The organism is Nocardia sp. NPDC056064, assembly GCF_042266925.1.
Taxonomy (GTDB): Bacteria; Actinomycetota; Actinomycetes; order Mycobacteriales; family Mycobacteriaceae; genus Nocardia.
Genome location: NZ_JBHJWO010000001.1, coordinates 5037461 through 5062684, shown reverse-complemented (window position 1 = coordinate 5062684; position 25224 = coordinate 5037461). Strand labels below are relative to the sequence as shown.

General features: G+C 70.4%; 21 protein-coding genes. 8 read left to right on the top strand and 13 right to left on the bottom strand.

The genetic code is table 11. From position 1 onward, the window contains the following. Nucleotides 1-12: 12 nt before the first annotated feature. The 3 genes from ACFC06_RS23430 to ACFC06_RS23420 all read left to right on the top strand — a co-directional run bounded on the left by ACFC06_RS23430 (nucleotide 13) and on the right by ACFC06_RS23420 (nucleotide 10319). Nucleotides 13-669: an isochorismatase family protein gene (locus tag ACFC06_RS23430; protein ID WP_375934900.1), complete on the top strand. Its 657-nt coding sequence runs from the start codon at nucleotides 13-15 to the stop codon at nucleotides 667-669. 167 nt (nucleotides 670-836) lie between these two features. After that, nucleotides 837-9284 (top strand): amino acid adenylation domain-containing protein, encoded by an 8448-nt coding sequence (locus ACFC06_RS23425; protein WP_375934897.1) that lies wholly within the window; start codon nucleotides 837-839, stop codon nucleotides 9282-9284. Between the two features lie 36 nt (nucleotides 9285-9320). After that, nucleotides 9321-10319, top strand: coding sequence for an ABC transporter substrate-binding protein (locus ACFC06_RS23420; protein WP_375934895.1), 999 nt, complete (start codon nucleotides 9321-9323; stop codon nucleotides 10317-10319). A gap of 38 nt (nucleotides 10320-10357) precedes the next feature. Here the strand turns inward: ACFC06_RS23420 and ACFC06_RS23415 are convergent, their stop codons facing one another. The 6 genes from ACFC06_RS23415 to ACFC06_RS23390 form a co-directional block, all read right to left on the bottom strand. Continuing rightward, entirely contained in the window at nucleotides 10358-11821 is a 1464-nt protein-coding gene (locus ACFC06_RS23415) for a WD40 repeat domain-containing protein (RefSeq protein WP_375934892.1), read from the bottom strand. 61 nt (nucleotides 11822-11882) lie between these two features. Continuing rightward, nucleotides 11883-12296: a type II toxin-antitoxin system VapC family toxin gene (locus ACFC06_RS23410; protein WP_375934889.1), complete on the bottom strand. Its 414-nt coding sequence runs from the start codon at nucleotides 12294-12296 to the stop codon at nucleotides 11883-11885. After that, nucleotides 12296-12544 (bottom strand): Arc family DNA-binding protein, encoded by a 249-nt coding sequence (locus tag ACFC06_RS23405; RefSeq protein ID WP_375934887.1) that lies wholly within the window; start codon nucleotides 12542-12544, stop codon nucleotides 12296-12298. Before ACFC06_RS23405 ends, ACFC06_RS23410 begins: the two co-directional genes overlap by 1 nt. A gap of 147 nt (nucleotides 12545-12691) precedes the next feature. Further along, the gene (locus ACFC06_RS23400; RefSeq protein ID WP_375935728.1) at nucleotides 12692-14110 is read right to left on the bottom strand and encodes an NAD(P)(+) transhydrogenase (Re/Si-specific) subunit beta; all 1419 of its coding nucleotides are present in this window, start codon (nucleotides 14108-14110) and stop codon (nucleotides 12692-12694) included. Nucleotides 14111-14127: 17 nt separating this feature from the next. Then, nucleotides 14128-14430: an NAD(P) transhydrogenase subunit alpha gene (locus ACFC06_RS23395; RefSeq protein ID WP_056818017.1), complete on the bottom strand. Its 303-nt coding sequence runs from the start codon at nucleotides 14428-14430 to the stop codon at nucleotides 14128-14130. Further along, nucleotides 14430-15548: a Re/Si-specific NAD(P)(+) transhydrogenase subunit alpha gene (locus ACFC06_RS23390; RefSeq protein WP_375934882.1), complete on the bottom strand. Its 1119-nt coding sequence runs from the start codon at nucleotides 15546-15548 to the stop codon at nucleotides 14430-14432. The genes ACFC06_RS23395 and ACFC06_RS23390 overlap by 1 nt, the downstream gene beginning before the upstream one ends. 284 nt (nucleotides 15549-15832) lie before the next feature. Between ACFC06_RS23390 and ACFC06_RS23385 the strand changes: the two genes are divergently transcribed. Genes ACFC06_RS23385 through ACFC06_RS23375 form a run of 3 tightly spaced genes read left to right on the top strand, consistent with a single transcriptional unit; the run spans nucleotide 15833 to nucleotide 17777 of the window. After that, complete coding sequence (locus ACFC06_RS23385; protein ID WP_375934879.1) at nucleotides 15833-16288, top strand: HIT family protein; 456 nt, start codon at nucleotides 15833-15835, stop codon at nucleotides 16286-16288. Continuing rightward, nucleotides 16285-17127, top strand: coding sequence for a maleylpyruvate isomerase N-terminal domain-containing protein (locus ACFC06_RS23380; RefSeq protein WP_375934876.1), 843 nt, complete (start codon nucleotides 16285-16287; stop codon nucleotides 17125-17127). The genes ACFC06_RS23385 and ACFC06_RS23380 overlap by 4 nt, the downstream gene beginning before the upstream one ends. Next, on the top strand, nucleotides 17127-17777 hold the full coding sequence (locus tag ACFC06_RS23375) for a Type 1 glutamine amidotransferase-like domain-containing protein (RefSeq protein ID WP_375934873.1): 651 nt from the start codon (nucleotides 17127-17129) through the stop codon (nucleotides 17775-17777). Before ACFC06_RS23380 ends, ACFC06_RS23375 begins: the two co-directional genes overlap by 1 nt. A 7-nt stretch (nucleotides 17778-17784) precedes the next feature. Here the strand turns inward: ACFC06_RS23375 and ACFC06_RS23370 are convergent, their stop codons facing one another. After that, nucleotides 17785-18267: a GtrA family protein gene (locus ACFC06_RS23370; protein ID WP_375934870.1), complete on the bottom strand. Its 483-nt coding sequence runs from the start codon at nucleotides 18265-18267 to the stop codon at nucleotides 17785-17787. A 64-nt stretch (nucleotides 18268-18331) separates the two neighbouring features. After that, nucleotides 18332-18640: a hypothetical protein gene (locus ACFC06_RS23365; RefSeq protein WP_375934867.1), complete on the bottom strand. Its 309-nt coding sequence runs from the start codon at nucleotides 18638-18640 to the stop codon at nucleotides 18332-18334. Between the two features lie 295 nt (nucleotides 18641-18935). Here ACFC06_RS23365 and ACFC06_RS23360 point away from each other — a divergent pair, with 295 nt between their 5' ends. Together ACFC06_RS23360 and ACFC06_RS23355 are read left to right on the top strand one after the other, a co-directional pair. Next, entirely contained in the window at nucleotides 18936-20300 is a 1365-nt protein-coding gene (locus ACFC06_RS23360; protein ID WP_375934864.1) for an FAD-binding oxidoreductase, read from the top strand. 35 nt (nucleotides 20301-20335) lie between these two features. Further along, nucleotides 20336-20620: a GNAT family N-acetyltransferase gene (locus tag ACFC06_RS23355; protein ID WP_375934861.1), complete on the top strand. Its 285-nt coding sequence runs from the start codon at nucleotides 20336-20338 to the stop codon at nucleotides 20618-20620. Nucleotides 20621-20836: 216 nt separating this feature from the next. Here ACFC06_RS23355 and ACFC06_RS23350 read toward each other — a convergent pair whose 3' ends face one another. From ACFC06_RS23350 to ACFC06_RS23330, 5 genes are all read right to left on the bottom strand, one after another. After that, the gene (locus ACFC06_RS23350) at nucleotides 20837-21283 is read right to left on the bottom strand and encodes a hypothetical protein (RefSeq protein ID WP_375934858.1); all 447 of its coding nucleotides are present in this window, start codon (nucleotides 21281-21283) and stop codon (nucleotides 20837-20839) included. Nucleotides 21284-21365: 82 nt separating this feature from the next. Beyond that, nucleotides 21366-22523: an acyl-CoA dehydrogenase gene (locus ACFC06_RS23345; protein ID WP_375934855.1), complete on the bottom strand. Its 1158-nt coding sequence runs from the start codon at nucleotides 22521-22523 to the stop codon at nucleotides 21366-21368. 165 nt (nucleotides 22524-22688) lie between these two features. Next, nucleotides 22689-23348, bottom strand: a complete 660-nt coding sequence (locus ACFC06_RS23340; protein WP_375934852.1) for a TetR family transcriptional regulator — start codon at nucleotides 23346-23348, stop codon at nucleotides 22689-22691. A 103-nt stretch (nucleotides 23349-23451) separates the two neighbouring features. After that, nucleotides 23452-23958, bottom strand: coding sequence for a 5-(carboxyamino)imidazole ribonucleotide mutase (purE, locus tag ACFC06_RS23335; RefSeq protein WP_375934849.1), 507 nt, complete (start codon nucleotides 23956-23958; stop codon nucleotides 23452-23454). Nucleotides 23959-23991: 33 nt separating this feature from the next. Next, nucleotides 23992-25215 (bottom strand): 5-(carboxyamino)imidazole ribonucleotide synthase, encoded by a 1224-nt coding sequence (locus tag ACFC06_RS23330; RefSeq protein ID WP_375934846.1) that lies wholly within the window; start codon nucleotides 25213-25215, stop codon nucleotides 23992-23994. Nucleotides 25216-25224: the final 9 nt, after the last annotated feature.

Sequence of the window (25224 nt, the reverse complement as noted above, 5' to 3'; positions counted from 1 at the left end):
CGAGAGAACGTCATGCCTATCCCCCCGATCGCGCCCTATCCGATGCCCGGTGCCGACGAGTTCACCGCCGACCAAGTCGACTGGACCGCCGAACCCGGGCGCTGCGCGCTGCTGATCCACGACATGCAGCAGTACTTCCTCGACGCCTACGACCTGAATCGCGATCCCGCCCGCACCCTGATCGCGAACATCGCCCGGCTGCGCGATCGCTGCCACGAACTCGACATCCCGGTGATCTACACGATGCAGCCGGGCAACCAGCACCCCTCCCGGCGCGGCATTCTCGCCGATTTCTGGGGCAGCGGCATGGCCGAGGGCGCCGACACCCAGGTGATCAACGCCCTGGCGCCCGAACCGCAGGACATCCAGGTCACCAAGTGGCGCTACTCGGCGTTCCAGCGCACCGACCTGCGCGAACTGCTCGGCTACTACCAGCGCGACCAGCTGCTGGTGACCGGCGTCTACACGCACATGGGCTGCATGCTCAGTGCCGCCGAGGCGTTCATGGGCGATGTGCGCCCGTTCCTGGTGCACGACGCGACCGCGGACTTCAGCCGCGACGAGCACGTGATGGCGCTGAACTACGTCGCCCGGCGCTGCGGCGCGGTGACCGGCACCGACGACCTGCTGCGGCAGCTGGCGACGGCCCGTATCGAAGCCGACGCCTGACCGGCCCGCGTCACCGGCACCCACGCCCGCCGGGTACCGGTGACGCGGGACACAATCCGCATTTCGATTCAAACTTAGGCTAACCTACCCCGACCTACGTCCCGCCGGGCTCGACGCGAGCCCGGCACACGCGTGGGAGGGGTGAGAACGTTGATGGAGGAGTTGCTGTGAGCTCGGTGGAACGGGACGACGTGAGCGCCGAACATCCCGGATTGCCGCTCACCGGAGCGCAATTGGGCATCTGGAACGCCCAGCGCCTCGACCCCGACTCGCTCAGCTACATGGTCGGCGAGGTACTCGAGATCTCCGGGCCGGAACCGATCGACGTGGCCCTGCTCGACACTGCGATCCGCCGCACCGTCGCCGAAACCGACACCATGCGCCTGCGATTCACCGAGACCCCCGACGGCCCGCGCCAGCACCTCACCGATCACGAACCCGAACTGCGCCCGCTGGTGGATCTGCGGGGCGAGGCCGACCCGTTCGCCGCCGCGCACCGGCTCGTCGCCGCCGAACGCGAACGCTCGGCCACCTATTGCCGCGCCATGGTCGACCGCCAGCTCTACACCTACACCCTGCTGCGCCTGACCGACAGCGACGTGTGGTGCATCCAGCTCTACCACCACCTGATCATCGACGGCTACAGCGCGGCCATGGTCTCGCGCCGCGTCGCCGCCCACTACACCGCGCTGCGCCGCGACGCCGAGGTGCCGCGCCTGCGCTGGGGCTCGATCGAGACCCTGGTCGCCGAAGACCTGGAATACCGTGCCAGCGAAGCACATCGGCACGACCGCGACTACTGGCGCGACCGGCTCACCCCGCTGCCGCCGCTGGACGGTCGCGGCCGCGCGCCCGAGGGCGTGGTCGAGCGGACCCACGAGGTGCGTGCCGTGCTCGACGCCGAACTGGTGGAGCGGGTGAAGACCGCGGCCACCGCGGCGGGCATCACCTGGGCCGACGTGCTCGTGGCCGGATACGTGGGTTTCGTGCACCGGCTGCTCGGCGAGACCGATGTGGTCATCGCGCTGCCGGTGATGGCGCGCGTGGGCAAGACCGCGCTCACCACCCCGTCGATGGCGGTCAACGTGCTGCCGCTGCGGGTGCCGGTGTCGAGCCAGGACCGCCTCGGCGACCTGGGCAAGCGAGTGGCCGACGCGCTGCGGGAGATGCGCTCGCACCAGCGCTTCCGCGGTGAGGACCTGGCCCGCGAGTTCGGTGGCGCGCAGACCGGCGCGCTGCTGCACGGCATCGGCATCAACCTCAAGGCTTTCGACTTCGCCCTCGATTTCGACGGTGCGACCGGCACCCTGCGCAATGTCGCCGGTGGCCCGCCGGAGGATCTGGGCCTGACCGTCACCCCGCTGTCGGAAGACCGCATCCAGCTCGGCTTCGAGGTCGACGCGCGTTCGCTGGACGCGGCCACGGTGCGGCGCCGGATGGATGCCCTGGTCGCGCTCATCACCGAACTCGTCGACGCGGCGGACAAGCCGATCGGCGCGATCACCCTGTACCCGGACGAGACCGCAGCCGACCGCGCCGGCGCCGACCTGCCCGGCGTGCCCGAGGACGCGGTCGAGGTCTTCGACGCCATGGTCGCCGCGCGCCGCGACGATGTCGTGCTCGTCGACGGCGCCCACCGCCTCACCGCCGCCGAACTCGGCGCCCGCGTACACCGACTCGCCCGCTACCTGCGCGGCCGCGGTGTCGGCCCCGAGGACATCGTCGGTATCGCGCTGCCACGCACCGTGGAACTGGTCGTCGCCCTGCTGGCCGTGCGGCACGCGGGCGCGGCCTACCTGATCCTCGACACCAACCACCCCGCCCAGCGCCTCGCCGACATCGTCGACGACGCCGCACCGGCGCTGATCCTCACCGACGACACCATCGCCGACACGGTCTTCCCCGACCGTGCCGCGATCCTGGTCCGCCTGTCGGACAGCGTGATCGGTGACTCCGTCGCCGCCCTGGCCGAGGGCCCGCTGACCACCGCCGAACTCGCCGCGCCGCGCTCGCCCGCGCACCTGGCCTACGTCGTGTACACCTCCGGCTCCACCGGCAAGCCCAAGGGCGTGCAGATCTCCTGCGGCGCGATGGCCCAGCTGCTGCACCACCACCGCTCCACCGTCTACGCCGACACCGCCGCGCGCGTGGGCGGACGGCAGCTGCACGTCTCGCACACCTACTCCTTCGCCTTCGACGCGGCGCTGGACCAGCTGCTGTGGCTGTGGTGCGGGCACCGGATCCACCTGTACGACACCGAGATCCAGAAGGACGCCGCCGCGCAGATCGCCGCGTTCGTCGCCGACGGCATCGACGTGGTCGACACCACCCCGTCGATGGCGACCGCGCTGATCGACAACGGCCTGCTCGGCAGCGCGCACCGTCCCGAGCTGCTGCTGCTCGGTGGCGAGGCGACCTCCCCCGCGCTGTGGTCGGTCATCGTGGCCTCCGGGGTGGCCGCCCGCAACATGTACGGCCCGACCGAAGCCACCGTCGACGCGCTGAGCGCGGCGGTGAGCGGCGAACTGCCGCAGGTGGGTCCGCCGCTGGCGGGCACCCGCGCCTACCTGCTCGACGGCGCGCTGCAACTCGTCCCGGACGGCGAGATCGGCGAACTGTATCTGGCCGGACCGCAATTGGCGCGCGGCTACCTGGGCCGGGTCGCGGTGACCGCGGACCGGTTCGTCGCCGATCCGTTCGCCGAGGGCGAGCGCATGTACCGCACCGGCGACCGGGCGCGCAGGCTGCCCGACGGCGGCTACGACTACCTCGGCCGCGCCGATCAGCAGATCAAGGTGCGCGGCTATCGCGTGGAACTCGGCGAGGTGGAAGCCTCCCTCGGCGCGCTGCCCGGGGTGGCCGCCGCGGCCGCCACCATCCGCAAATCCGGTGACAGCACCCGGCTGGTGGGCTACCTGGTCCCCGAGGCGGGCCGTTCCCTGGACGCCGACCAGCTGCGTCAGCGGTTGACCACCCTGGTCCCCGACCATCTGGTCCCCTCGGCGCTGGTGGTGCTCGACGCCCTGCCGACCACCGTCAACGGCAAACTCGACCGCGCCGCCCTGCCCGCGCCGCAGCTCACCTCCGGCGGGCGCGCGCCGCGCACCGAGCAGGAACGGGCGCTGTGCGGGGTGGTCGCCGAGGTGCTCGGCCTGGACCGGGTCCATGCCACCGACGATTTCTTCGGCCTCGGCGGCGACAGCATCACCGCCATCGGCGTGAGCAGCCGCCTGCGCGCGCTCGGCTGGGAGGTGCCGCCGAAAACCCTGCTGGCCCAACGTGATCTGGCCGCCATCGCGGCGGCCGCCGAGGTCGCCGACCAGCAGGCGGGCACGCCGGTTCCCGACGAGGCGACCGGCCCCGTGCCGATCCCGCCGATGGTGGGCGCCCTGCTCGAAGCCAACGACAGCCGCACCGCCATCGCCGGTTACGCCCAGTGGACGGCCCTGACCCTGCACGAGGACCTGACCCTCGACCACCTGACCACCGGCCTGCAAACCCTGCTCGACCGCCACGACGCCCTGCGCCTGATCCTCGACGCGGACGACCGGCTGGAAATCGCGGGCGTGGGCACGGTGCGCGCCGCGGACCTGGTGCTCGAAACCACCTCCGCCGCCAACCTCGGCGTCCCGGCCGACATCAACGCGCTCATCACGACGATCGGTGCCGACCTCGCCGCCCGCCTCGACCCCGCGGCGGGTGTGCAGATCCGCGCGGCCCTGGTACGCACGGCACCGGGTGTTGCCGACCGGCTCGTGCTGGTGGGCAATCACCTGGTGGTCGACGGTGTCTCGTGGCGGATCATCGTCCCCGAGCTGTACGAGGCGTGCGCGGCCGCGCGGGAGGGTCGTCCGGCGCGGATGTCGGCCAAGGGCAGCTCGTGGCGTCGCTACGCCACGCTGCTCGCCGAGGCCGGGACCGCGGGCGAGCACCGCGCGGAACTGGCGCACTGGGAGCACGCCCTCGGCGACGGCACCGTCGCCACCCTCGGTGACCGCCCGCTCGACAAGGCCATCGACCTCGTCGAGAGTGCCGAGCGGACACGGACTTTCGCCGCCGCCGAGATCTCCGAAGCGCTGCTGTCCACGCTGCCCACCGCCTACCGGGCCAAGACCGACGACGTGCTGCTGGCGGCGCTGGTGCTGGCCCTCAACGCCTGGCGCCACGAGCAGGGCGCGGCGCTGGAGCCGGGCAGGCCCGTCGCCGTCGAGGGCCACGGACGCGAAGCCCTGCGCGCCGACACCGATTTCGCCGGCACCATCGGCTGGTTCACCAGCGAGTTCCCGGTCTGGACCCCCGCCACCGGCGTCGACACCCCCGACGGCCTCGCCGAAGCCCTCGCCGGCGGTGCGGCGGCCGGACGCCTGCTGCGCGCGGTGAAGGAGGCCAAGCGCGCCGTCCCCGGCAACGGTGTCGGCTACGGCGTGCTGCGCAGGCTCGACCCGGAGACCGCGCCGCGCCTGGCCGGCCTGCGCTCGCCCGAGGTGCTGCTCAACTACCTCGGCCGCTTCGGCGGCGGTTCCGCGCTGCCGTGGAGCCTGCCCGAGCACGACGCGTTCTCGGTGACCGAGCCGCCGGAGAAGGCACTCACCGAGGTGCTCGCGCTCAATGTCTTCGTGCACGAATCCGCCGCCGGACCCCGGCTGGCCGTGGAATGGACCGCGGCGGGCCGGATTCTGGGCGCGCGGCAGGTCGAGGCCGTCCAGCGGCACTTCGAGCTCGCGCTGGAGGCGTTCGCCGCGCACGCGCGGCTGTTCCCCGGTGGACTCACCCCGTCGGATGCCCCCGGCCTCGCCGTCGCCCAGGAGACCATCGACTCCCTCGAGGCCCAGCACGGTCCGCTGGCCGAACTGCTGCCGCTCTCGCCGCTACAGGAGGGCCTGCTGTTCCACGCGATCCGCGACGGCGCCGACGACGTCTACGCCCTCAGCGCCCGCGTCGACCTGCACGGACCGCTCGACGGCCCCCGCCTGTCGGCGGCCTTCGACACCGTCGTCGGCCGTCATCCCACCATGGCCGCGGCCTTCCACTACGCGGGCCTGGACCAGCCGGTGCAGGCGGTTCCGCGCGCGGTCGGGATGCCGTGGCGCGAGGTCGACCTGTCCGGTCTGCCGCAGCGCGCGGCCGAAGCCGCCGCCGACCGGCTCGAGCTCGAGGCGACCCGGCACCGGTTCGACGTCGACCGCTCCCCCATGCTGCGCGCCACGCTCATCCGCATGCCCGGTGACGCGCACCGCCTGGTGCTCAACACCCACCACCTGGTGATCGACGGCTGGTCCACCCCGATCGTGCTGCGCGAGGTGCTCGCCACCTACCACGGCGACGAACTGCCCTCGCCCGCCTCCTACAGCGACTACCTGGCCTGGATCGGCACCCGTGACCGCGCGGCGGTCCGCACCGCCTGGTCGCGGCGCCTGGCCGGGCTGACCGCGCCGACGCTGGTGCGCACCGACACCTTCCAGGAGCGCGAGTTCCGGCAGTGGCAGGTTCCGCTGTCCGCCGAATTGTCCACGGCGCTGGCCGAACTCGGCCGCCGCCGCGGCCTGACCTTGAACACGCTGGTGCAGGGCACCTGGGCGCTGGTGCTCGCCGCGCTCACCGGCCACACCGATGTGGTGTTCGGCGCCACCGTCTCCGGCAGGCCCGCCGAACTGCCCGGCGTGGCCGGAATGGTCGGCCTGTTCGCCAACACCGTCCCGGTGCGCTGCGCCTTCGACCCCGAGCGCACCCTGCTCGAGCAGTGGGCCGAGTTGCAGGCCGACCAGTTCGCCATGCAGGAATTCGACTACGCCGGGCTGGCGGAGATCGAACGCGCCGCCGGTCTCGGCACGCTCTTCGACACCCTGGTGGCCTTCGAGAACTTCCCGAATGCCGGTGCCGGGCAACCGGACTCACACGAGCTGCGGCGCGGCGAGTTCCACAACCACGGCACCACGCACTACCCGATGACCCTGATCGCCCCGCCGGGCGACCAGCTCACCCTGGTCATCTGGTACGACCGGGCCGCCGTCCACGACGCCACGCTCGCCCGGATCTCCGACCGGATCGGCGCGGTCCTCACCGCGGTCACCGCCGCCGAGGACCCTGTGTCCGCGAAGTTCCTCGAGCCGCTCACCCCGGCGGCCCTCGACGCACAGCCGAGCACCGAGCAGCCGGACCCGCAGGGCGACACCCTCGCCGTCTGGGGCACCCCGGTCGATCCGTCGGCTCCCGCCATCACGGCCGAGGGCGTCACCATCGATTTCCGTGAGTTCGAGGCCAGGACCAATCGCCTGGCCCGCTGGCTCGTCGCGCGCGGCATCGGCCCCGAAACCGTGGTGGCCGTTGCCCTTCCGCGCTCCATCGACTCGGTCGTCACCGCGCACGCGGTCTGCCGCGCCGGTGGCGTGTACCTGCCGATCGACCCGGAACAGCCCGCCCAGCGCATCGAGAAGATCCTCGGCACCGCCGCCCCCGCGCTGGTGCTGCACTCGCTCGACGAGGCCGACACCAGCGGTTTCGCCGACACCGCGCTCACCGACGCCGACCGGCTCGCGCCGCTGCGGCCGTCGAACATCGCCTGCCTGCTGTTCACCTCCGGCTCCACCGGGGTGCCCAAGGGGGTGAGCCTGTCGCACGCCGCGATCATCTCCACCTTCGAATGGCTACAGCGCGAACGCCGGTTCGGGCCGGGTGACACCATGCTCTACCGCACCCCGCCGATCTTCGACGCCTCGCTCATGGAGATGTTCCTGCCGCTGCACGTCGGCGCGCGCATCGTGCTGACCCGGCCGGGCGGGCACCGCGACCCCTACTACCAGGCCCAGCTCATGAGCAGCGAACGGGTGACCGCGATGTGGATGACCACCTCGATGCTCACCGTGCTCGCCGAAGAGGCAGACCTGTCCGGCTGCACCGACCTGCGCTGCGTCCTCACCGGCGGCGAGGTACTGCCGCCGTCGACCGCACAGCGCATGCGCGCGCTCACCGGCACCGCCGTCTACAACTTCTACGGTCCCACCGAGGCCGCGATCGGCTTCACCTTCCACGAGACCACCGACGCCGACACCACCTCGGTGCCGGTGGGCGCCCCCGCCGACACCGTGCGCATCCTCGACGACCAGCTGCGGCCGGTCCCCGACGGCGACATCGGCGAGCTGTACATGACCGGTGTCCGGCTCGCGCGCGGCTACCTGGCCCGCCCGGACCTGACCGCGGCCGCCTTCGTCGCCGACCCGTTCGGCACGGGCACCCGCATGTACCGCACCGGCGACCTGGTCAAGCGAAACCCGCGCGGCGAGCTGGAATACGTCGGCCGCACCGACAGCCAGGTGAAGCTGCGCGGCCAGCGCATCGAACTCGGCGATATCGAATCGGCGCTGCTCGGGTGCGCCGGCGTGGCCCAGGCCGTCGTGCTGCTGCGCGAGGACACCCCCGGTGACCAGCGCCTGGTCGCCTACCTCATCGCCCGCTCCGGCGTCGTCCTCGACACCGACGCGGTGCGTGAGCAGCTGCGAACGGCCCTGCCCGCGTACATGATCCCGTCGGCGTTCCTGGTCCTGGACCACATTCCGCGCACCGCGACGGAGAAGATCGCCCGCCAGGAACTGCCCGCCCCGGAGTCGGCTCCGGTGTCCGCGCCCGCGGTCGTCGTGCAGGACGACAGCCTGATCGGCACCATCCGGGAGGCCATGGCGGCGGTGCTCTCACTCACCGAGATCGGCACCGACGAGGACTTCTTCGAGCAGGGCGGGCACTCGCTGCTCGCGGTCCGCCTGGTCGGGCGCCTGACCAGGGCCGAGCTGCCGGTCGTCCTCGACGACGTCTTCTCCGCGCCAACGGCTCGCGCGCTCGCCGCCCGGATCGGCGCGGTCGATCCCAGCGCGCAGCGGCCGGTCGACGGGCTGGCCAGCCTGGGCAGCCGCCTCGAACCGGTCCTGGAACTGCGCGCCGAAGGCTCGGTCGCACCGCTGTTCTGCATCCACCAGATCGGCGGCACCGCCTGGAAATACGCGCCGCTGGCGCGCCTGCTGCGCGCCGACCGCCCGGTCATCGGCCTGCAGATGCCCCAGCTCACCGAGCCCGACACCCAGACCCCCACGCTCGACGACCTGGCCCGCTTCTACCTCGACGCCGTGCGCCGCATCCAGCCGCACGGCCCCTACCACCTGCTCGGCTACTCCCTCGGCGGCAATATCGCCCACTCGATGGCCGCCATCCTGGAGGCCGAAGGCGAGCAGGTGGCCTATGTGGGCCTGCTCGACTCGCACCCGCTGTCGAACCTGACCGACCGTGCCGCGGCCACCCTGGCCGACCCGTCCGGCATGGAGGCGCTCGTGCCCGAGATCGGCGAGTACCCGGCAGAATTGGCGGCGGTGGTGGTCCATGCCGCGACCGAGCTGCTGCGCATGGTCACCGAGTCCGAGTCCCCGGACTACAGCGGCCCGATGGCGCTGTACTGCGCGGACAACGGCCTGGAACCCGAACGTGTGCACGCCCAGCTCACCGGCTGGGCCGCCGCGGGCGCGCAGCTGGTGATCCGGCGACTGCCCTACACCCACAACGAGATCGCGATGCCGACCGGCTGGACCGAGGTCGCCGCGCTCATCGACGCGGATCCCGCGATCCGCGCCTGAACTTTCCACCTGGATAGAAAGAAGGAAACAACTCCCATGTCAGCGCACCGAATGACGGCACGCATGCGTGCCGCCGTCGCACTCCTGATCGTCGCGGTGACCGCGACGGCCGTGGGCTGCAGCAGCTCCACCTCCGATGAGGCCGCCGATGGCGGCACCCGCCAGGTGGACACCCCCAAGGGCCAGGTCACCGTCCCGGCCGACCCGCAGCGCATCGTGGTCCTCAACGGCGCCCTCGCCGGGTACCTCTACGACCTCGACGCCAAGGTCACCGCGGCGGATCCGCGCATCCTGGGTGTCACCCTGGCGCCCGGCGAGTTCCCGGCCGCCTGGGCCGCCGACGCCAAGGAACAGGGCACCGTGGCCGTGCCCTCCGGTGACGACCTGAACCTGGAGTTCATCGCCGCCCAGAAGCCCGACCTCATCATCGGTGGCGGACCCGGCTGGCCCGGTCAGCAGACCATCAAGAACTACGACAAGCTCGCCGCTGTCGCCCCCACCGCCCTGGTGCCCTCGGACGCGGCCAACTGGCAGGACCAGCTGAAGTCGGTCGCCAACTATGTCAACCGGCCCGACAAGGTCGACGGCATGATCACCGCCTACACCGACAAGGTGGCCAAGGTGAAGGCCGCGCTGAAGCTGCCGCAGGGTGCCGCGGCGGTCTACCAGTCCCAGGCGGACGCGAAGCCGATCCTGTTGGCCCCCAAGACCCCGCTGGCCAACCTGCTCACCGACGTGGGCATCACCATCGACGACAAGATCGAGGCCAAGGCGGGCAACCCCGAGCGCGCCCAGGCCGGTGACTGGGTGACCTTCAGCCCCGAACTGCTGAGCACCGTCGTCGACGCCCCCGTGCTGTTCGTCATCAAGCTCGACGGCGGCCGCGACATCGCCCAGCTGAAGCAGGACCCGGCCCTGGCCATGCTCCCCGCCTTCCAGAAGGGCCAGCTCTACGAGCTCCCGGCCACCGCCAAGCGCCCCGACTACCGCGAGGCCATGTCCCTCCTGGACCTGCTGTCCCAGCGCTTCAAGTAAGCCACCCGGCGGCTGACCTCTGACTCACCCGCCACCCCTCACCCCGTCCGCCGACTCCCGGCGGGCGGGGTGATCTGCTTTTCCGGCGCCTGCTCGGCGAGTCGCCACAGCCGGATGGCGCCCTCGGAAGAGTCGCCGGTGGCGAGCATGGTGCCGTCGGGGTGAAATGCCAGCACGTGGGTGGTGGTGGCGATGGTTCGGAGGAGCTCTCCGGTGGTGGTGTTCCAGAGGTCGACGCCCGTCCCGCCGACTCCGGTGGCGACCACGGCGCTGTCGGGGCTGAACGCCATCACCACGGTGCCGCGGGGCGTGGGGATCTCGAGAATGATCTTCCCGGTGATTATCGAGCGCAACCGTAGGCGCCCGTGCGCATGGACGGCGATAACGCTGTCGTCGGGTGCGGTGACCGAACGGTGTCTCCAGGCAGGCTGACCAGGCCGCTCATCCAGTGTTCCGTCGGGCCGGAAATCCACGCCGTCGAGCCACAGACTGGACAGCTTCTGCACGCGGCGCTGAGCTCCCGACGCGACATCCCACACAACTGCTCGGTCCCGTGACCCGGCATCGGGTCCCCACGCGGCGAGCGAGGACCCGTCCGGGCTGAATGCCATCCCGGTCAGATGGATCGGAGTGGGGTGGCAGACGAACCTGATCTCCCGCTGGGGTCGTTCCTCGGCGAGAAGCCTGGCGAGGTCCGCCCGCGCGTCCTCGTCGCCGTCGGCTGCACGCGACCGTAGCTGGGTGATCGCGGCGTCGCGCTCGCCTTGCAGGATCAGCAGTGCCGCCCGGGTGCGGTGGTACGCGGCGGCCTCGGGCATGGCCAGGGCATCGATGGCTTCGGACCGGAACTCTCCGAAGTACCACGAGTCCGACGTCCACACCAGACGCTGGTGCAGCCAGTCGCTCGGCCCGATGTCGCGCAGCAAGGCGATCGAATCGCCGAGCCGCGATCGTCGCCACCACAGCAGCACGATCCACGACAGTTGCTGCCTCGCGTCGGCGTCCCCTGCCACGGTATTCCGACGCAGCGCGTCGAGGTACCCGGCGGGCACAGTGATCGGCCGGCCGTGCGTGTGTTCGGGTTCGATCAGGCCGTGGGAGCACAACCAGCCGCTCACCCGAGAGACGTCGTCCCAGTGTGGCGGAACCTGCGCCAGCACCGACACCGCCTCCGCGTAGCGCCCCTGCCCACCCAGCAGCCGGGCCAGCCGCCGCCGGGCACCGCGGATCCCGGACTCCGCCAGCGGCCGCAACACCTCGATGGCCTCAGGTATCCGCCGCTGCCGAACCAGCCAATCCGAGTACTGCCGCCGCGCGGACCGATCCCCCGCGGCCATCCGCTCACGCAACTCGTCGATCCGCCCGGCCCGCCTCAGCGCCACCGCCAGATACCACCCCGCATACTCGTCCCCGGCACCCATCCGCACCCGCAACGCTGCCACACACCCCGCCCGCGCCAACTGCCCCGCGGAAAACGGTCGATCACGCTCATCGATCTGCACGCCGTCAGTGTGCAGGACGAGATCACAAGTGCGGAACCGGATTACAGCCCCAGACCCCGGGTCACGCCCACGGATCGATGACGGTGACGCCCGTCGCCCGGAACGCCGAATCACGCGTCGCCACGTACATTCCGGCCGCTTTCGCCGTGGCGGCGATATATCCGTCGGACCTCCCGATCGCGATACCCGCGACCCGGGCCGCAGCCATCAGGTCGGCATACGCCGCGGCGTCGGCCAGACCGAAGGGCAGCACGCGGCCGGCGAACAGCGGCATGATCCGGGTCTCTAAGCGGTCCCGCATCCGCTCCCGGCGAGCACCGTCCGGCATGGCGGCCAGGCCGTAGCGGATCTCGGCGACCGTGATGGTGGAGAGATACAGCGTGCGGAAAGGGGTGGCGTCCAGCCACGCGATCACCCGGGGGTCGGGAACTTTGCGCATGGTTTCGGAGATGACGTTGGTATCCAGGACGATCACTACTCGAACTCCAGTGGCTCGGCAGGTGCGCGGTCACGATCGTTGATCAGGTCGTATTCGTCGTCGGTGAGCTCGAAATCGCGGCCGATCTCGGCCAGGAGGGAACCGAGCCTGATGTTCTCGTCCGGTTCGGGAGTGACAGCATCGGTCAGAATCGCCCGCACCTCGGCCTCGGTACTGCGCCCGTTCGCTGCCGCGCGCAAGCGCAACCGGTCACGAACGTCATCGGGTAGGTCGCGAACAGTCAATCGGGCCATGATGGATCACCCACTCCACAGATGGCGCCATTGGCGCCAGTGACGTCACTGGCGCCAATGATAGGAGCGGCCCAGGAGAAGCGCAAGAGGCCCTTACCGTTCGTGGTGAACGGTAAGGGCCTCTCGGGATGTGCGAACTTACAGCGCCTTGAGTTCCTCGGTGACCGCACCGACGGACTTCTTGGCGTCGCCGAACAGCATGGAGGTGTGGTCGGCGTAGAACAGCGGGTTGTCGATGCCGGCGAAGCCGGAGTTCATCGAGCGCTTGAGCACGATGACGCTCTTGGCCTGGTCGACATTGAGGACCGGCATGCCGTAGATCGGGCTCGACTTGTCCTCGCGGGCCGCGGGGTTGGTGACGTCGTTGGCGCCGATCACCAGGACCACGTCGGTCCGGTTGAACTCGCCGTTGATGTCGTCCATTTCCTTCATGGCGTCGTAGGACACCTCGGCCTCGGCCAGCAGCACGTTCATGTGGCCGGGCATACGACCGGCGACCGGGTGGATCGCGTACTTGACCTCGACACCCTTGCCCTCGAGCAGGGAGGCCATCTCCTTGACCGCGTGCTGGGCCTGGGCCACGGCCATACCGTAACCGGGCACCACGATGACCTGGTTGGCGTAGGCCATCTGGATCGCGGCGTCGGCGGCCGAGGTGGCCTTGGCCGACTTGGCCTCGCCGCCACCGCTCGCGGCCGCACCGCCACCGCCACCGAAACCACCGGCGACGATGGCCGGGATGGAACGGTTCATGGCCTTGGCCATGAGGTTGGTGAGGATGGTGCCGGACGCGCCGACGATCATGCCCGCGACGATCATCGCGGTGTTGTTCAGCGCCAGACCCGCGGCCGCGGCCGACAGACCGGTCAGGGCGTTGAGCAGCGAGATGACGACCGGCATGTCGGCGCCACCGATGGGCAGCACGACCATCAGGCCGAGGATGCCGGCGAGCACCAGCAGCGCGATCATCCACAGCTGCGAGACGCCACCGTTGTCGGCGCCGAGGCCGATCACCACGGCGCACACGATCGCGCCGACGAGCAGCAGCAGGTTCAGCGGCTGCTGCAGCTTGCCGATGCCGATCGGCTTGCCGGACAGGATCTCCTGCAGCTTGGCGAAGGCGATGATCGAGCCCCAGAAGGAGATCGAACCGATCACCGCGGCGAACAGCGAGCCGATGATGATGTGGATGTTCGGCTCGTCGTGCAGCTGGGAGAAGCCCGTGCTGTCGATGAACTCGGCCCACGCGATGAGCGCGACCGTGCCACCACCGACGCCGTTGAACGCGGCGACCAGCTGCGGCATCTCGGTCATCTTGGTGCGCACGGCGGGCGGAACACCCAGGGCCACACCGACGACCAGGCCGGCGCCGATCAGGATCCAGTTCAGCAGTTCCGCGTGCCGGATGGAGATCAGCGTCGCCACGACCGCCAGGGCCATACCGACGGCGGCGATCTGGTTACCGCGCACGGCGGTCTTCGGGCCGGTCAGGCCCATCAGACCGTAGATGAACATGGAGAAGGCCACGATGTAGAGGCCGTTGACCAGGTAGGTCATGTTGTCGACTGCGTGCATCACTCGGCCGCCTTCTTCTTACCCTTGAACATGCCGAGCATGCGGTCGGTGACCACGAAGCCACCGATGACGTTCAGGGTTCCGAACACCACGGCGACGAACAGGATCACCTGCACCAGCAGCGACGGGTCCTTGACATTGCCCAGCGTCACCAGCGCGCCGAGCACCACGATGCCGTGGATGGCGTTGGTGCCCGACATCAGCGGGGTGTGCAGGGTGTTGGGAACCTTGGAGATGACCGCGAACCCGACGAACCCGGACAAAACCAGGATCGCGATATTGGCCAGAAGTTCGGTGTACATCAGGCTTCCACCTCACGTGTGACACAGGAATCCGCCAGCACCTGATCCTCGAAATCGGGCGCGAGCTTGCCGTCGACCAGCATCAGTTCCAGCAGCGCCGAGATGTTCTTGGAGTACAGCTCGCTGGCGTGCTCGGGCATGGTGGCGGGCAGGTTCAGCGGCGAGGCGATGGTGACCTCGTGCTTGACCACGATCTCGCCGGGCTCGGTGAGTTCGCAGTTGCCGCCGGTCTCGCCGGCCAGGTCGACGATCACGCTGCCGGGCTTCATGCCCTCGACGGCCGCGGCGGTGACCAGGCGCGGCGCGGGACGACCCGGCACCAGCGCGGTGGTGATCACCACGTCGAAACCCTTGATGGCGTCTTCGAGCGCCTTCTGCTGCTGGGCCTTCTCCTCGTCGGTGAGCTCGCGGGCGTAGCCGCCCTCACCGGCGGCGTCGATGCCCAGGTCGAGCCACTGGGCGCCGACGGAGCGCACCTGGTCGGCGACCTCGGGCCGCACGTCGTAGCCGGTGGTGCGGCCACCGAGACGCTTGGCCGTGGCCAGCGCCTGCAGACCGGCGACACCGACACCGAGCACCAGCACGGTGGCCGGCTTCACGGTGCCCGCGGCGGTGGTGAGCATCGGGAAGAAGCGGGTCGACTCCGAGGCGGCGAGCAGCACGGCCTTGTAGCCGGCCACGTTGGCCTGGGAGGACAGCGCGTCCATCACCTGGGCCCGCGAGATACGCGGGATCGCCTCGACGGCGAATGCCTGCACACCGGCGGCCTTCAGGGCGCCGATCTGATTGTCGGCGTTACGCGGCGCGAGGAAACCGATCAGCGTCTGGCCGGAGCTCAGCTTGGCCACCTCGGCATCGCTGGGCGGGGCCACCTTGACCACGACATCGGCGGACCACGGATCACCGATGGTCGCTCCTGCCTCTACGTAGGCCGCGTCGGGAATGAGCGCGCCGAGGCCCGCACCGGCTTCCACGACCACCTCGACGCCCTGCTTGGACAGGGCGGGGATGATCTTGGGCACCACTGCGACTCGCCGCTCACCCGGGCCGGACTCGCGAACGACTCCGACACGCGCTCCGCGCGGCGATTCCTCGCCCACGTTGTGCGTTGTCTCCACTAGTCAGACTTCCTTTTCGTGCTGGCTTCGAGCCGGGGAACAACGGGATCAGCCGAATGTTACCTACGAGTAGGTTCAGCTGAAATCCTCGCAACTGTACTCGGCTGGCGGTGAGCCTAGCGGAGATGCCTGTCACAGCGGATAGTTGGACGAGTGTCCAGTACATGATCGGTCAAATCGGACCAGCAAGACGCCAGGATCGGGGTCCGCGGACGTGACGCGCGTCATGCCCCGGCATGCCTCGGGGTGTTGCGCGGGCCACACCACACCGTAGGGTCGGGTCCGTGAACGACTGCGTCTTCTGCCGGATCGTCGCGGGGACGGCGCCGGCCACCCGAGTCTACGAGGACGACGCCGTGTGCGCCTTCCTCGACATCCGCCCCATCACCCGCGGACACACCCTGATCGTGCCCAAACAGCACGCCACCGAACTCGACGATCTGCCCGCCGACGCGGGCGCCGATCTGTTCCGCACCGGCCATCGGCTCGCCCGCGCGCTGCGCCGCGGCGGCCTGGCCAGCGACGGCGCCAATCTCATCCTCAACGACGGCACCGCGGCCTTCCAGACCGTCGGCCACGTCCACCTGCACGTGGTGCCGCGCCGCCACGGCGACAAGCTCGCCTTCGCCAAGGGCTTCCTGCTGCGTCGCCCGCACGAACCGAACTCGACCGCCGCCGCCATCCGCGCCGGCCTCACCGCGCTCGACACCGAGCAGCAGGCGGAAGGAACCCAGGGATGACCGAGCGCACGCCCGACCGCGAGCACCTCACCGACCTGCTCGCCCAGCAGTGGGAGGCCATCGCCGCCCTGGTCGCCGACCTCGACGAGAACGCCTGGCGCAGACCCTCGCCGCTGCCCGGCTGGACCATCTTCGACGTGGTCGCGCACGTGATCGGCACCGAATCGTGGCTGCTCGGCCGCACGCCGCCACCGCACGACCCGCTGCGCCCCAAGACCGATGTGCGCACGCTGCCGCACGTGCGCAACGAGGTGGCGGTGCTCAACGAGATCTGGGTCGATCGGCTGCGCCCGCTCTCGGGCAAGCGGCTGCTCGCGCTCTTCGACGAGGTCACCGAGCAGCGCCGCGCCGCGCTGGTCGCCAAGGACGACGAAGCCTGGGCCGAGCCCACGGTCTCCCCGGTCGGGCAGGTGCCCTACGGCCGTTTCATGCGGGTGCGGCTGTTCGACTGCTGGATGCACGAACTCGACCTCGCCGACGGCATCGGCCGCACCGTGCCCGAGGGCGGCGACCGCGCGGAGACGGCCTTCGCCGAACTCACCCTCGGCCTGGGCCGGGCGGTGGTCAAGGGCGCCAAGGCACCGGAGGGCGCGCAGGTCACCCTGGATCTCACCGGCCCGGTGACCAGGCAGGTGCACGTGGCGGTGGTCGACGGGCGCGGCGTCCTGCTCGACACGATCGAGGGCACACCCACCACGACGATCCGCCTGGACTCGGGACTGTTCGCGCGCCTGCGCGGCGGCCGGATCACCGTCGACGAGCACCTGGGCGAGATCGCCATCGACGGCGACACCGACCTCGGCGCGCGCCTGGTGCGCAACCTGGCCTTCACGATCTGATGCGACTGTTCCTGTCCTCCTATCGATTCGGCGATTTCGCCGACCGCCTCACCGACCTCGCGGGCCCGCCCGGCCGGGTCGCGGTGATCCCGAACGCCTGCGACGCCTGGCCCGCCGCCTGGTCCTCGGCGGTCACCAGCGACACGACACCCCTTGCCGCCCTGGGCTATTCACCCGAGGTGCTGGATCTGCGCGACTACGCCGGGCAACCCGCGCAACTGGAGAAGACCCTGCGCTCCTATCCGCTGGTGTGGGTGCGCGGCGGCAACACCTTCGTCCTGCGCGCCCAATTCGCCCGCAGCGGAGCCGATTCCGTGCTGCCCGCCCTCCTGGCCGAAGACGCCCTGGCCTACGCCGGCTACAGCGCGGGCGCCTGCCTGCTCGGCCCCGACCTGCACGGACTGGAGACGATGGACGACCCCGGCGAGGTCCTGCCCACCACCGGCATCGCCCCCCGCTGGGACGGCCTCGGCCTGATCGACCGCCCCCTCGTCGTCCACCTCGACTCCCCCACCGACCCAGACGGCGAATCCGCGAAACTCCTGGCGAGATACCAGTCCGAGGGCACCCCCCACTGGGCACTCACCGACGCCGACGTAGTCCTCGTCGACGGAGACCACACCGAGCTGCTCCGCGGCACCCGCCCCTGAGCACGCGTCACACCGCGCTCAGGGCGGGCGCGCCGCGGAAGACGATCCAGCGCAGGGCGCAGTACATATAGACGCCTTCGCAGGCGCCGGCCGCGAGCCGGGCCAGGTGGTATTCGAGGCCGAGGGCGGTGAGGCCGGAGCCGACGCCGAGGATGAAGGCCAGGTAGTTCACCAGTACCACCACCGCGTACACCGCGGCCTGTCTGCCCACCGGGGCGTGCGAGTGGAAGTTGAAGGTGCGGTTGAGCAGGAAGCTCAGGCCGAACGCGGCGATATAGGCGAGGGTGATCGACAGCCAGATCGGCAGGCCCGCCACGCCGTGCAGGACCGTGAGCAGCACGAGATCGACGCCGAAGGTGAAGCTGTTGATCAGGGCGAAGCCGAGGAAGGTGGCGGGGACGTAGCGGGCCAGGCCCCACGGCAACCGGTCGACCACGGCCGCGCACCAGCGGCTGAAACGATCGGCCACCGAGTCCGTGAGCTGCTCCACGCGGCCACCCTGCCAGCGGCAGGTGTCGCGCAGATGAGCGGACGGCAAACGCGCCGCCCCGGCGTCAGCCGACGACAGCCGCCGGACGGGCGTCGAGCGCCGACCAGGCCGCCAGGCAGCGGCGGCGGGTGAATTCGTCGGCCTCGGCCAGCAGGGCGTCGCGCAGCAGCCGGGGATCGCGCAGCCAGGCGGCGGCGATCTCGCTCAGCGCGGTGTGACCGAACAGGCCGGTGGCCTCCAGCGCTGCCAGCCATTCGGCGTGGTCACCGGCGCGCACGCCGCGCATGGCCTCGACATCGATCCCGGCGTCGGCGTACTCGGCCGCCAGCAGGGCGCCGACGAGCTCGCTACGGTCCTGCGATTCCTGCATCATCCCGGTCCTCCCTGCGAAAAACGGTGCGGCACAAGGGCACCGCGTGATCAATGCGCACCGGCGCACCGTGGAGCAGAACGCGAACACGAGGTGCGACCGGCAACCCTCCCGCCGCCACACCCGTCGAAAAGCATTGTGAACGCTCGGACGGCGTAAACACCAACCGGGCGCGCCGAATCACAACGATGTCCGCCGGGTCTTGTTCCGGCCTACATCACATCTGGTCAGGTGATCAGCACGCGGCGGGTCTCGGTGATCGCCGGACCGGCGGCGCCGCGGCGGTTAGCGTTGGAGGGTGGACGCGAACTTGGGCGCACTGGCCGATTCCCTCTCCGCGGGGGCGGTGGTGATCGACCCGGATGTGCTGGCGGGGTATCGGCAGGACTGGGCGCGCGACCCCGACGCGGGGACGCCGCTGGCCGTGGTGCGGGCGCGCGGCACCGACGACGTGGCCGCCACGCTGCGCTGGGCGCACGAACACCGGGTGCCGGTGGTGCCGCGCGGGGCGGGCTCGGGCCTGTCCGGCGGGGCCACGGCGGTGGACGGCGGGATCGTGCTCAGCACCGAACTGATGCGCGAGATCAGCGTCGACCCGGTGACGCGCACCGCCGTGGTGCAGCCGGGGCTGCTCAACGCCGAGGTGAAGCGGGCCGTGGCCGCGGAGGGCCTGTGGTACCCGCCGGACCCGTCCTCGTTCGAGATGTGCTCGATCGGCGGCAACGCGGCCACCAACGCGGGCGGGCTGTGCTGTGTGAAATACGGCGTCACCACCGACTACGTGCTCGGCATGGAAGTGGTGCTGGCCGACGGCACACCGGTGCGCCTGGGCGGGCCGCGCCTGAAGGATTCGGCGGGCCTGTCGCTGACCAAGCTGTTCGTCGGCAGCGAGGGCACCCTCGGCGTGATCACCGAACTCACCCTGCGCCTGCTACCCGCCCAGCCACCGCAGGCCACCGTCGTCGCGAGCTTCGGCTCCCTCACCGCCGCCACCGACGCCATCCTGGCCATCACCTCGACCCTGCGCCCCGCCATGCTCGAATTCATGGACACCGTGGCCATCAACGCCGTCGAGGACGAGATGCGCATGGGCCTGGACCGCACCGCGGCCGCGCTGCTGGTCGCCCGCTCCGACGCGCCGGGCGAATTCGCCGGGCACGAAGCACAAGTGATGGTGACGCTGTGCGAAAAGGCCGGAGCCACCGAGGTTTTCCACACCGAGGACCCCACCGAAGGCGAAGCCTTCACCGCCGCACGGCGTTTCGCGATCCCGGCGGTGGAGCGCATCGGCCCGCTGCTGCTCGAGGACGTCGGCGTGCCGTTGCCCCGGCTCGGCGAGCTGATCACCGGCATCACCACCATCAGCGAACGCAACGACGTGCTGGTCTCGGTGATCGCGCACGCGGGCGACGGCAACACCCACCCGCTGATCGTGCACGACCCCACCGACCCCGACAACACCGCCCGCGCCCACCGTGCCTTCGGCGAGATCATGGACCTGGCCATCAGCCTGGGCGGCACCATCACCGGCGAACACGGCGTCGGCCGCCTCAAGAAAGGCTGGCTGCCCGACCAGGTGGGACCCGAGGTGATGGAGCTGACGCGCCGCATCAAGCACGCCCTCGACCCCGAGGGCATCCTCAACCCGGGCGCGATCCTGTAGGAACATCGCGCGGCGACCGCGGGTTAGCATCCGGTATGACCACCAGGCTCGAACACAACGTCGCCGACACCCGCTTCGAGATCTACCTCGACGACGTCCTCGCCGGCTACGCCGACTACGCCGAACGCGAGGACACCAAGGTCCGCGACTTCCACCACACCATGACCTTCCCCGAATTCCGGGGCCGCGGCGTCGCCGCCGACGTGGTGAAATTCGGCCTCGACGACTCCCGCGCCGCCGGCTACCAGGTCATCCCGACCTGCTGGTACGTGGAGAAATACATCGCCGAACACCGCGAATACGCCGAACTGGTGGCCTGAGGCCGCTCAGCGGGTCGGTGAATCCACCGGCGGTCCACCCGACCCGCAGCCGACCTCGACGGTCGCGGACCACCCGTCCCCGGCGGGTTGCCACTGCAACGTGACAGCGGACTCTCCGTCGAGGACGAACCCGATCATCTCCCGCACCGCCGCCCGTACCGTCTCCGGATCAGCGGTGACCGCGAGATGCGGGAGCCGCCGGGAGTCCAAGGGATTTCAGCCCGCTGCTCCGAAAAGTCTCTCGCGCATACGAACTGCGGTGTCGATGTATCCAGCCGTCTCGCCGGGTGTCAGGTGAGCGGTGGCGAGCGTCGCCGTGAAGACGACAGCAGGCGTCGCCTCGCAGGCGGCAGGCCCGTCAGCTGTGCCGTGACCGATGGCCCGTGCCCGAGCAGAAGCAAGGTCGGCAACCAGCAGCACCACCGTCCACCGGACTTCGCCCACCAGACCCTTCACCGCGTCGACCGCACCCGGCTGGTCGACGTGAACAACTGGAACGAAGCCGTCGGCGAGCAACTCGGACAGGCCCTGACGGTCGATGTCACACGGGCCCGGGCTTCCGATCAGGTGAAACCGATATCGGGCGTCGCGCTCCGTGAGCGCGGTGGTGACCGTGTCTTTCCCTATATCCGTTGCGCCGCAGAGGATCACACCGTGCTTCACGTCCGAGCCCTTCGCCGTGAAAGGCGATCGGCCGGGTGGTCCTTGCCCTCTGTAGGGCGGGAACACCCGGCCGGTGCCGGAATCAGCGCAGGATCTGGCGGGACATGACCAGGCGCTGGATCTGGTTGGTGCCCTCGTAGATCTGGGTGATCTTGGCGTCGCGCATCATGCGCTCGACGGGGAAGTCGGTGGTGTAGCCGGCGCCGCCGAAGAGCTGGACGGCGTTGGTGGTGACTTCCATGGCCACGTCGGAGGCGAAGCACTTGGCGGCGGCGGAGATGAAGCCGAGGTTCTTCTCGCCGCGCTCGGCGCGGGCCGCGGAGGTGTAGACCATGAGGCGGGCGGCCTCGACCTTCATCGCCATGTCGGCCAGCATGAACTGGGTGTTCTGGAAGTCGGCGATGGCCTTGCCGAACTGCTTGCGGTCCTTGGTGTAGGCGATCGCGGCGTCGAGGGCACCCTGGGCCAGGCCGACGGCCTGCGCGCCGATGGTCGGGCGGGTGTGGTCGAGGGTCTGCAGCGCGGTCTTGAAGCCGGTGCCGGGCTCGCCGATGATGCGGTCGCCGGGGATGCGGCAGTTCTCGAAGTACAGCTCGGCGGTGGGCGAACCCTTGATGCCCAGCTTGTGCTCGAGCGGGCCGACCACGAAGCCCTCGTCGTCCTTGTGGACCATGAACGCGGAGATGCCGTTGGCGCCCTTCTCCGGGTCGGTCACGGCCATCACGGTGTACCACTCGGACTTGCCACCGTTGGTGATCCAGCACTTGGAGCCGTTGAGGATCCAGCCGTCGCCGTCGGCCTTGGCGCGGGTGCGCATGGAGGCGGCGTCGGAGCCGGCCTCACGCTCGGACAGACAGTACGAGGCCATCTTGCCCTCGACCAGGTCGCCGAGGACCTGCTGCTTCAGCTCCTCGGAGCCGTTGAGGATCAGGCCCATGGTGCCCAGCTTGTTCACGGCCGGGATCAGCGACGACGAACCGCAGACGCGGGCGACTTCCTCGATCACGATGCAGGTGGCGACCGAGTCGGCGCCCTGGCCGCCGTAGGCCTCGGGCACGTGCACGGCGTTGAAGCCGGCGGCGTTGAGGGCGGTCAGCGCCTCCTCGGGGAAGCGGGCGTTGCCGTCGACGTCCTTGGCGTAGGGGGCGATCTCCTTCTCGGACAGGCCACGGATGGCACCGCGGAGCTCATCGTGGAAGTCCTCGAGCTGGAACAGGTTGAAGTCGGGGTTTCCCGCCATCGGGCACACTCCTGGTCGTGGTGGTGATCGCTGTGGTCGACAGCGCGTGTTCGTCGGCACTGAGTGCCAGTCCACCGAGGATTATACGCGCGGCACTCGGTAACTACATGGGCATATACCGGTGGCACTCAGTGCCGCATACGGGCCGCTACGGCGTGGGCGCGCTCACAGATTACCGAGCCGGGTGGTGAGCAGGTCGGCGACCTGACGCGGCGGCATGTCGCGCGGGAACACCGCGAGGACCAGCTCCTCGGGGCCCGGCACCGCCCGTCGGCCGCGCGGGATGGCGGCGAGCTCGGCGCGCAGGTCGGCCACCTCGGCGCCCGGCTCGCCGCGCACCATCCGGCGCAGCAGATAGTTGTGGGTGGCGGTCACCGCGGCGGTGAACTGCACCCGCACCAGATCCGGCACCTCCGGCAGGCGCTCACGCAGGAACTCGGTGAACAGGCGCTCGTAGCGGAACACCGTCACGATCTCGCGCTCGCGCAGCGCGGGCACCCGGCGCACCACCTGATACCGGCGCGCGGCGATGTCACGCCACTGGGTGAACCGCTCGAACACCCCGATGACGGCCTCGCACACCGCGTCCCACGGATCACCGACCGCGCTTTCGAGGAACTCCTGCGCGGTCGCCAGCTGGAATTCGTGATCGGCGAAGATCACGTCCTCCTTGGACCGGAACTGCCGGAAGAACGTCCGCCGCGAGATCCCCGCCGCCACCGCGATCTCGTCCACCGCCGTCGCCTCGTACCCCCGCTCGGCGAACAACCGCAACGCCTGATCCACCACCGTGAGCCTGAACTGCGCCGCATCGTCGTGTGCCACGAGCGACAACGTTAGCCATCGCCCCGCGAACCGATTCGATCAGGCGAGCTCCCGAGTCGCCGCGCGCGCTCGCCGGTTCGGTAGCGGTGAGCGCGCGGTGGTGTCAGCCCAGGAGCTTGGTGCGGAGGGCTTCGTCTTTGGCGAGGACCATTTGTTCGAGGCCGGACTGGAACTGTTCCATGCGGGTGCGCAGGGAGGGGTCGTGGGCGGCGAGGATGCGGACGGCCAGGAGGCCGGCGTTGCGGGCGCCGCCGATGGAGACGGTGGCTACCGGGACGCCCGCGGGCATCTGGACGATGGACAGGAGGGAGTCCATGCCGTCGAGGTATTTCAGGGGGACGGGGACGCCGATGACGGGCAGGGGGGTGGCGGAGGCGACCATGCCGGGGAGGTGGGCGGCGCCGCCCGCGCCGGCGATGATCACCTGGAGGCCGCGGTCGGCGGCCTCGCGGGCGTAGTCGAGCATGCGCTGGGGGGTGCGGTGCGCGGAGACGACACCGACCTCGAAGCGGATGCCGAACTCGGCCAGTGCCTCGGCGGCGGCCTCCATCGTGGGCCAGTCGGAGTCGCTGCCCATGATCAGGCCGACCTGGGGACCGTTGGTGCTCACTGAATCGTTTCCTCTCGAAAGTGGCGGCGGCGGTTACTCGCCGTGCGGGTCCCAGCCGTCGGTCCAGACGGCGTGCGACATCCAGTGCGCGGCGCGCTCGGCCTTCTCGCGGACCTGAGCGACATCGTTGCCGAGGATGTTGATGTGCCCGATCTTGCGGTCGGGGCGCTCGCCCTTGCCGTAGAGGTGGACCTTGGCCTCGGGCAGGCGGGCGTAGAGGTGGTGCAGGCGCTCGTCCATGGACATCTCGGGGGCCTGGGCGGCACCGAGGATGTTGGCCATGACGGTCACGGGGGCCAGCGGGGTGGTGTCGCCGAGCGGGTAGTCCAGGACCGCGCGCAGGTGCTGTTCGAACTGGCCGGTGCAGGCGCCGTCCATGCCCCAGTGGCCGGAGTTGTGCGGGCGCATGGCCAGCTCGTTGACCAGGATCTCGCCGTCGTGGGTCTCGAACAGCTCCACGGCCATCACGCCGACCACACCGAGTCCGGCGGCCAGCTCGAGCGCCATGGTCTCGGCGCGGGCACCGAGGTCCTCGGGCAGGTCGGGGGCGGGGGCGATCACCACGGCGCACTGGCCGTTGCGCTGCACGGTCTCCACCACCGGCCAGGTGGCGGCCTGCCCGAACGGCGAGCGGGCCACCATGGCCGACAGCTCGCGCTTCAGGTCGACCTTGGCCTCGGCCAGCAGCTGCACGCCGTGCGCGAGCTGCTCGGTGACCAGCCGCTCGGTCTCGGCGGCGTCGGCGGGCATCCACACGCCACGGCCGTCGTAGCCGCCGCGCACGGCCTTGAGGACGAACGGCCAGCCGTGCTCGTCACCGAAGGCGATGGCGTCGGCGGGCGCGGTGACCTCGGTGAACGCGGGCACCGGCAGGCCCAGTGCCGACAGCTTGGTGCGCATGGCCAGCTTGTCCTGGGCGAAGATCAGCGCCTGCGGCGGCGGGGCGACGTTCACCCCCTCGGCGACCAGCACGTCCAGGTGCTCGGTCGGCACGTGTTCGTGGTCGAAGGTCAGCGCGTGCGAGCCGACCGCGGCCGCGCGTAGCGCTTCCAGGTCGTCGTGGCTGCCGAAGACGACATCGGGGGTGACCTGCGCCGCGGGGTCACCGGGCGTGGTCGCCAGCACCCGCAGACGCTGGCCGAGGGCGACCGCGGCCTGGTGCGTCATGCGCGCGAGCTGGCCACCACCGACCATGGTGACGGTGGGCATGGCAGACGGATCGAACGAACGTGCACTCACGTCGTGCAATGTTGTCATGTCGAAAGC